The organism is Hydrogenophaga sp. (assembly GCF_030656115.1).
Taxonomy (GTDB): domain Bacteria; phylum Pseudomonadota; class Gammaproteobacteria; order Burkholderiales; family Burkholderiaceae_C; genus Hydrogenophaga.
Window position 1 is genome coordinate 21,227 of sequence record NZ_JAUSOO010000138.1, and the last position, 7,700, is coordinate 28,926.

Sequence of the window (7,700 nt, forward strand, 5' to 3'; positions counted from 1 at the left end):
CTATGTCCAGCAATATCAATGCCACAAAACCCCCACCTAGGGACAACCCTGAGCGGGTGCAGGCCGCCGGTGGAAAGCAGGGCTGGCCACCACCGCGCTTCCTGGCGGTGGGGCGCGGGCACCGCATGGCCTGGCGCACGGTGGGAAACCCGGCTGGCGCGCCCTGGCTGCTGCTGCACGGCGGCCCGGGCAGCAGTTGCCAGCCCGGCATGCTCGCGCCGCTGGACCTGGCGCGCCAATGGGCCATTGCGCCCGACCAGCGCGGCTGCGGGGCCAGCCGCCCACGGGGCCAAACCACCGCCAACACCACGCAGGCGCTGGTGGCCGACCTGGAAGCGCTGCGGGTGCATCTGGGGCTGGAGCGCTGGTCGGTGCTGGCCGGTTCGTGGGGCACGGTGGTGGCGCTGGCTTACGCGCAGGCGCACCCGCAGCGGGTGCAGCGCCTGGTGCTGCGCGGTGCGTTTGCGCTGCGCCGGCGCGAAGTGGGGGGTCTGCTGTTGCCCGCCCCCGGCGTGCTGCGCACCCTGGGCGCAGAGCCCCATTGGCCCGGCTCGGCGGGCCATGCTGTACCGCCGGTGCTGGCCCGCCTGAGACAACTGCTTCAATCTGGTACACCCGGTGTTGCACCGTTGCGCGTGTTGCGGCGCTGGAACCTGCTGGAAACCGCGGCGGCAGGCCGGGGCATGCGGCGCAGTTTGCGCCATGCCATGCAGGCGCCGTGTCTGACCGGGCCCGCAGCGCAACCCCCAGCGCCATCGGCCCCGCTGGCGCCGGCCATTCGGCGTGGCTGGGCCGCCCTGCAGCGCCAGCAGCGGCGCGCGCTGGCGCGGGTGCAGCGCCCTGGCGCCGATCAGGCCGACCGCCGCGCGCTGCGCAAATTCCGCATCCAGGCGCATTACCTGCTGCACCGGGGGTTTGTGCGGCCGGGGGAACTGGACCGGGCGGTGTTGCGCCTGGCCGAGCAAGGCATTCGAGTGGACTGGGTGCATGGCCGGTTTGACGCCATTTGCCCGCCCGCCAACAGCCGCCGCTGGGCCGCCCTGGGGCCGCCCCATGCGGCCTATTTGCAGACCCCGTGCAGCGGCCACCTGGGGCACGAGCCCGGCCTGCTGGCCGCGCTGCGCGCCACGGTGCGCAACCCATGCTGATGGCTGGCAAGCTGCTGCTGTGTATGCCCCGCAGGCTGCGGGCCTGGCGTTTGCGTTGTGGCCTGTGCCTGCGCTGGTTGTGGTTCGGGCTGGCGGTCGGGGCCGCGCCATGGGCGCACGCCAACCCACACGGCTGCGAGGCCGCCCCAGCGGTGCCCTGGCAAGCGCTGGCACCGGGTGTCTGGGTGTGGCAGCCCGAGGCGCCGGGCGAGGTGTCGGTGTTGAACGGCGGCCATGTGGCGCCCACCACCGCGCTGGTGGCCGGTGCCGAGGCGCTGGTGATCGACCCCGGGCCCAGCCAGCGCCATGGTGAGCGGGTGCGCCAGTCCTTGGCCTGCCGCTTCAATGCCGAGGTGCGCTGGATCGTCAACACCCACGCCCATGCGGAGAACGTGCTGGCCAATGCCGCGTTTGCCGATTGGGCGGTGGCGGGGCGCCTGAGCATTGCCGCCAGCGAGCCCACCCGCGCCGCCATGCAACAGCGCTGCCCGGCGTGCCTGGCGGGCCTAACCGCGCGGGCCGGGGCCGAGGCCATGGCAGGCACCCACATTGTGGAGCCCACCCACACGCTGTACCCCGGCCAAACCTTGAGCGTTGGCCCGCTGGCGCTGGTGGTGTTGCCACTGGAGCAGGGGCACACCGAGGGCGATCTGGTGCTCTGGAACGCGCAGCACCGCATCGTGTGGGCCGGCGGACTGGTTTACGACGGGCGCATTCCCGAACTGGCCCAAGGCCGGCTCGACGCCTGGCTGGCTGCGCTGGACCGCCTGCAAGCCCGGGGCGCCCACCACGTGGTGTCGGCGGTGGTGTCGTCTGCTGACGGGCCAGGGCAAGCACCCGCCGCGCTGGGCGCCACGCGGGTGTATTTGCAAGCGCTGCGCGACGGGGTGTTGCAGGCCATGGACGCGGGGCGCCAGCCGCAAGACGCGGGTGTGGTGGAGCTGCCCGCCTACCGCCACTGGGCGGGCTACGCCGAGCGCCACGGCTTCAATGTGCAGCGCGCCTGGCGCGAACTGGAGCCGGTGTGGATGGAGCAAGGCGCGCAGCCGCCCCGGTCAACCGAGCACGTCGGGCGGTAGCTGGTCTTTCTTGCGGTAAATGGTGTTGCGCGACACGCCCAGCGCCTTGGCCGCGGCCGACACATTGCCCTTGTGCAACCGCAGCATCTGCGCCATGGCGCCCAGCGCCACGTCTTGCAGCCGGTGGCCTTCGGGCTCGGGCATGGCGGTGGCGTCGGACGGGCCGGCCTGCAGTGCGGCAGGTGCAAACATGTGCATGGGCGGGATCAGCCGGGTTTCGGCAGGGCCTTGCTCCAGCTCTTCCAGAAAGTCGTCGGGCAGGTGCTCGAAGGCAATTTCGCCCTGGCACCCCACCATGACCACGGCGGTGCGCAGCAGGTTGTGCAGTTGCCTGAAGTTGCCGGGCCAGTGGTAGCGTTGAAACACGCCCATGACCTCGGGCGAGATGCCCACATGTTCCCCGTTTTCACAGAGCGACTTGAGGATTTTTCGCACCACCAGGTCGAAGTCGGAGCGCTCGCGCAGCGCCGGCAGCCGCACCACCAGCCCGTTGAGGCGGTAGTAGAGGTCTTCCCGAAAGTCGCCGCGGGCAATCATGTCTTTGAGGTTTTTGTGCGTGGCGCTGACCACCGCCACGTCCACGTCCACCTCTTTGCCTGCGCCCAGCGGGCTGACTTTGCGTTCCTGCAACACCCGCAGCAGCCGCGCTTGCAGGTGCTTGGGCATGTCGCCAATTTCGTCCAGAAACAGCGTGCCGCCGTGGGCTTGCAAAATTTTGCCGATGGAGCCCTTTTTGCGCGCACCGGTGAACGCGCCTTCTTCGTAGCCAAACAGCTCCGATTCGATCAGCGTGTCGGGAATGGAGGCGCAATTGACCGACACGAAGGGCTGGGCAGACCGGGTGGAGTCGCCATGAATGGCTTGCGCCAGCAGGTCTTTGCCGGTGCCGGTTTCGCCCAGGATCATGACCGGGATGTCGCGCCCCGAGACCCGGCGCAGTTTGTGGATGACCGACGACACCTGTGGGTCACCCGTGTCGAGGTAATGCAGGGAAGAAAACTGCATTTTTTTGCCGGTTGGCTTCAGGGGCGCAGGGGCTGGGTGGCTGGCGCCTGGGGCCTCGGTGGGGTGGGCCTCTGACTGGCCGGGTGCCACCGGCCCTGGCGACACGCTGGCAGCACCCGACCAGGGTGCGGCGGCCTTGACCTTCACGCGGCACCACACCGACACGCCGTTGTGCAGGCACAGTTGCCTGGGGTTGGGCAGCGCGCCGCTGAAGCGTTCAAACAGCGCAGACACCGACATGCCGAACAGCGATGAAAAGGTGTGCGCTTGCAGGGCGCTGAACGGCAGACCCATTTGAAATTGCGCGCTGCGGTTGGCCGAGAGAAACCGCCCCTCGGGCGAAAACACCGCAATGCCTTCGACCAGGGTGCCCAGAAACTCCGAGCGCGTGTGAAAGTGGATGCGGATGGCCTTGGGGAAGATGTCGGCAAACATGTGGTTTTCGATCATCTGCGCCGACATGCGCACCAGCGCCAGCGTGTGCTGGTGCACGCTGCGGTGGTCTCCGGTCACGTCCAGCGCCCCAATGACCTGGCCATACGGGTCAAAGATGGGGGCGGCCGAGCAGGTGAGGAATTTGTTGGCGTTCAGGTAGTGCTGGCTGCCGTGCACCGTCAGCGCTTCTTCTTCGGTCAGGGCCGTGCCGATGGCGTTGGTGCCCTTGTTTTTTTCAGACCAGTCCATGCCCGGTGTCAGCGCCACCTGGGAAGCCTTTTCCAGAAAGTCGGTGTCGCCCAGCGAATGCAGCACCATGCCCCGGGCCGATGTGAGCAGCACCATGCTGTGGGTGTTGACGATCTGGTCGTAGAGCGTTTCCATGACCGGCGCGGCGTGCTGAAACAAAAACCGGTTTTCGTCCAGCGCGTTGTTCATGTCCCCACGCGAGGGGCTGGAAAAGTCGGGTTCGCTGTGCGCGGTGATGCCATAGGCCTGCGAGCGCTGGTGCGACTGCAAGATCAGATCGGCTTGATCGGTGGCGGGGGCGTCCGGCGGCGCAAGGTGTCCGCGGCGCCCAGCGCTGCGCGGGTAGATGGCTGCACTCATGTTGTCTCCTGGGTCCGGTGAAATGTTTTCCCAACCCTCCATGCCGCCTGTTGCAGCATGGGTTGCCGTGTCCGGAACGGTTTCGTCGGCATCTGTGTTTTCTTGTCTCATGTGATTTTCTTCATATCTGTCCCAGCCATCAACACTGGAAATCCCGGGGTGCAACAGGGTGTTCCAAATTTGCTCGGTGCTTCGTCAAGCAAGTAGCCCGCCACCTGCTGGGTTGCGGGGCCATGCGCTGGGACAGCGCTTGTTGCCGCGCCGGCTCGCTGTGGCGTTTCGGATGTGCTTTTGCTTCAATTTGGAACAGTGTGCAGGAGCCCGGCGTGCGGGGCTGCTGGGGGGTGTTGCGCCTTGGGATGGGCGAAAAGTCAATGGCCTGCTTATTGCTACCCAGGGGTCACAGCCCGTTAACAAAACCTGGAGACAAGCCCCATGAACCGTTCTTTCCACACCCGATCTCCGCGTGCCGCGCTGCGTGCGCTGGCCTTGGCCGCCAGTTGTCTGGTGGCCGCCACCGTCATGGCCCATGGGGACGTGACGCCCCAGTCGGTCGACACCAGCACCCTGCCGCAACTGGGCGCGAAATGGCTGGACGCCAACCCGTACAGCGAAGGGCCGGCCCACAAGGAAGCGCTGCGCATCGGCACCTCGGCTTACAACCAGAACTGCGCCCGCTGCCACGGGCTGGAAGCCATTTCGGGCGGTATTTCGCCCGACCTGCGCAAGTTCGATGCGGATTGTTCCGGTATGAGCGATCCGGCAAAAAAATCGGCTTGCTACAAAGAAATGGACGACTACTACCTGGCCACCGTGCGCCGGGGCCGGGTGCGCGATGGACGGGTGTACATGCCGCCGTTTGAAGCCACGTTGTCGCAAGAGGCGATCTGGTCGATCAAGACCTACCTGGAAACCCGCCGCGAACCCTGAACCCCCAGTCAGCGCATTCAGAACCACAACACCGGAGACACATTCCATGACAATTTCACCGAACGCGGCACAAGCCCAGCCTGTGAAGACGGCGGGTATCGGTCGCCGGCAGGCCGCACTGGCCATGGTGCTGCCGTTGCTGGCGGGCGTGGCGCCCGTCTCTGCGCAGACCGAGCTGTCGGACCTGGCCCGCATACGCGCCAGTGGCATGCTCAAGGTGGCGGTTTACAAAGACAACGCGCCCTTGTCTTCGGGCGCAGCCAACGACATGCAAGGGCTGGATGTGGCACTGGCGCAGGCGCTGGCGCGGCAGATGAACCTGTCGCTGTCGCTGTTGCCTTTTGACGCGGGCGAGAACATGAACGACGACCTGCGCAACATGGTGTGGCGGGGTCACTATCTGGGTTACGGCCCCGCCGACGTGATGCTGCAGGTGCCGGTGGACAAGTACCTGATGCAGAAAAACCGGCAGGTGATGGTGTTGGCGCCGTACATGCGGCAGTCGCTGGTGTTGCTGCACGACACACGCCGCCTGGCCGACGTGGTCGCCCCCGAAGACCTCAAGGGGTTGCCCCTGGCGGCGGAGCGCGGGGCGGGCGCTGCCAGTGCGCTCATGGGTTACGGCGGCGGCTTGTTGCGCACGCAGGTGGGCATTTACAACACCGGTGTGGAGGCCGTGCAGGCGGTGGTCGATGGCAAGGCCGTGGCCGCCTACGTCACACGCGCCCAGGCCGAATCGGTGCTGGCACACCACGGGCCCCGGCGTGGCGACTACCGCCTGTCTCCGCTCGTGCTCAGCGGCGTGCCCGACAACGGCTGGCCGGTGGGCATGGCCATCAAGGCGGAGCACCAAGCGCTGGGGCAGGCGCTGGAGACGGCGTTGCAGGCGTTGCGCAACAGCGGTGAATTGCTGGCCATCTTCAGACAGCAGGGCATGACACTCACTGCGCCTTGAAGGGGCTGCCAGACCCGGTGTCGCTGGGGCAGGTTTGGGGCGCAGCCCCAACGGGTTTGTTGCGCGCGCTGTGTTGTCGCTTCAGCGGGTTGGTTTTTTGCGCGTCAGTTTGCGGTACACCGTGGCGCGGCTGATGCCCAGCACGCGGGCGGCTTCCATCACATTGCCTCGTGCGTCTTCCACCGCTTTCCGAATGAGCGCGGTTTCCACCTCTTTCAGCGGTGCGGTGGGGCGCATGGCAGGCCGCGTGGACTGGGCGCGTGCGCGCTCGGTGTTCAGCCGGGCCGACACCGCCAGCCGCAGGCCCGACCACAAGGGCAGTTCGCGGGCTGCATGTTCGCTGCGCGCGGTATCGAACAGGGTTTCGAACGGCACGGCAAACACGTCGCTGCAATGGGGCCAAGGCGTACCAGGCGTTAAGGTGAGCATGTCGGCGGCGGCGCGGTTGGTGCCTTTGATAAAGCCGTCGGCGTCCACGCAGACCAGGCCCGCGCTGTCTTCCTCGGGTGAACTGCCGGGCCAATGGATACGCAGCAGCAACTGGTGCGGCTGCGCCAGCGTGAGCGCGTTCTCAATGCTTCGGGCCGACTGCGCCACCAGGTGTTTCAGGGCCGGGCGTTCGGCCACGTGGATGCCGGTGAGATCGAGCATGCCCACGCACCGGCCGTCGGGTCCGAACAGCGGCGCACCCGCGCAGCTGTAGACCCCGTTGTCGTCAAAAAAGTGTTCGCCGCGGTGCAGCCAGACCGGCTGCAGTTCGGCCAGGGTGGCGCCAATCGCGGTGGTGCCCACCGCGTTTTCCGACAGGTCCACACCCACGCGGGCGATCAGGTCGGCGTGGGGGTTGTGGCGGTCCACCGGGCCGTTGACATCGATCACCACGCCTTGTGCGTCGGTCAAGATGGCGAAGTAGCGGGTGTCTGCCATGGCCCGCGCGAGCGACTGGATGACCGGTGCGGCCGCGTGCAGCAGCGGCCGGCTGGCCTCGATGGCGCGGTGTGTGGCGGGCCCGGAAACGGCCTGAAAGGCGATCGCCTGCTGCGGTCGAAGACCTTGTGCCAGGCAGCGCCGCCAGGAGCGGTCGATCCAGGGCTCGACCCAGGGCGCCGCTTGCAGCCCGCCTTCGCCGAGCACCGCACGCCGTGCGCTCTCAATCAGGGCCAGGCGGTCGGGTGCGGGGGCTGCGCCGGGCTGCAGCGGACGTGTGTTCATGCCATGTCTCTGTGGGTTGTTCGGTGGTCTGTGGCACCGTTTCATACGCACCAAGTATGCCAAGGCTCGGTGTGTTTCATTTTGAGAATTTCACGAGATGAACGGTGGTTGACTAGGGATAACCCTGAATCCAAAGTGGCTTAAGCCTTCAACAATGCCTAGGCAATTCCTTTCATAGGCAAGGCACTGCACCAGCAGCGCCGCTACCCACCAGGAGACCTCACATGCAGAAAGTCCTGCACATCAACCCGGACAAATGCACCGGATGCTTGCAGTGCGAAATGGCCTGTTCTTTCGAGAACTACGGCACCTACGCCACGTCGAAAT

7 protein-coding genes are annotated in these 7,700 nt (G+C 66.7%); 5 read left to right on the plus strand and 2 right to left on the minus strand.

Annotated elements, in window-relative coordinates; translation table 11 throughout:
- Positions 1 to 2 precede the first annotated feature (2 nt).
- Complete coding sequence (locus Q7J58_RS18480) at positions 3 to 1,148, plus strand: alpha/beta fold hydrolase (protein ID WP_304831086.1); 1,146 nt, start codon at positions 3 to 5, stop codon at positions 1,146 to 1,148.
- Positions 1,142 to 2,227, plus strand: coding sequence for an MBL fold metallo-hydrolase (locus Q7J58_RS18485; RefSeq protein WP_304831087.1), 1,086 nt, complete (start codon positions 1,142 to 1,144; stop codon positions 2,225 to 2,227). Before Q7J58_RS18480 ends, Q7J58_RS18485 begins: the two co-directional genes overlap by 7 nt.
- On the opposite strand, the gene Q7J58_RS18490 is transcribed toward Q7J58_RS18485, so the two are convergent.
- The gene (locus Q7J58_RS18490; RefSeq protein WP_304831088.1) at positions 2,204 to 4,276 is read right to left on the minus strand and encodes a sigma-54-dependent Fis family transcriptional regulator; all 2,073 of its coding nucleotides are present in this window, start codon (positions 4,274 to 4,276) and stop codon (positions 2,204 to 2,206) included. The two genes, Q7J58_RS18485 and Q7J58_RS18490, sit on opposite strands and share 24 nt — an antisense overlap.
- Before the next feature lie 435 nt (positions 4,277 to 4,711).
- Here Q7J58_RS18490 and pedF point away from each other — a divergent pair, with 435 nt between their 5' ends.
- Both pedF and Q7J58_RS18500 read left to right on the plus strand, forming a co-directional pair.
- Entirely contained in the window at positions 4,712 to 5,206 is a 495-nt protein-coding gene (gene pedF / locus Q7J58_RS18495; RefSeq protein ID WP_304831089.1) for a cytochrome c-550 PedF, read from the plus strand.
- A gap of 46 nt (positions 5,207 to 5,252) precedes the next feature.
- Positions 5,253 to 6,161 carry a transporter substrate-binding domain-containing protein gene (locus tag Q7J58_RS18500; protein WP_304831090.1) on the plus strand — a complete coding sequence of 303 codons (909 nt, stop codon included), beginning with the start codon at positions 5,253 to 5,255 and terminating at the stop codon, positions 6,159 to 6,161.
- An 81-nt stretch (positions 6,162 to 6,242) separates the two neighbouring features.
- Here Q7J58_RS18500 and Q7J58_RS18505 read toward each other — a convergent pair whose 3' ends face one another.
- Positions 6,243 to 7,373, minus strand: a complete 1,131-nt coding sequence (locus tag Q7J58_RS18505) for a helix-turn-helix domain-containing protein (protein ID WP_304831091.1) — start codon at positions 7,371 to 7,373, stop codon at positions 6,243 to 6,245.
- A gap of 224 nt (positions 7,374 to 7,597) precedes the next feature.
- Between Q7J58_RS18505 and Q7J58_RS18510 the strand changes: the two genes are divergently transcribed.
- Positions 7,598 to 7,700, plus strand: a 103-nt coding sequence (locus Q7J58_RS18510; RefSeq protein ID WP_304831093.1) for a 4Fe-4S binding protein, incomplete at its 3' end; no start/stop codon positions are given.

What these genes read in the sequence shown, in the direction of transcription:
- Q7J58_RS18480 (WP_304831086.1), top strand. Translation starts at nt 3, where the DNA reads ATGTCCAGCAATATCAATGCCACAAAACCCCCACCTAGGGACAACCCT.
- Q7J58_RS18485 (WP_304831087.1), top strand. Translation starts at nt 1,142, where the DNA reads ATGCTGATGGCTGGCAAGCTGCTGCTGTGTATGCCCCGCAGGCTGCGG.
- Q7J58_RS18490 (WP_304831088.1), bottom strand. Translation starts at nt 4,276, where the DNA reads ATGAGTGCAGCCATCTACCCGCGCAGCGCTGGGCGCCGCGGACACCTT.
- pedF (WP_304831089.1), top strand. Translation starts at nt 4,712, where the DNA reads ATGAACCGTTCTTTCCACACCCGATCTCCGCGTGCCGCGCTGCGTGCG.
- Q7J58_RS18500 (WP_304831090.1), top strand. Translation starts at nt 5,253, where the DNA reads ATGACAATTTCACCGAACGCGGCACAAGCCCAGCCTGTGAAGACGGCG.
- Q7J58_RS18505 (WP_304831091.1), bottom strand. Translation starts at nt 7,373, where the DNA reads ATGAACACACGTCCGCTGCAGCCCGGCGCAGCCCCCGCACCCGACCGC.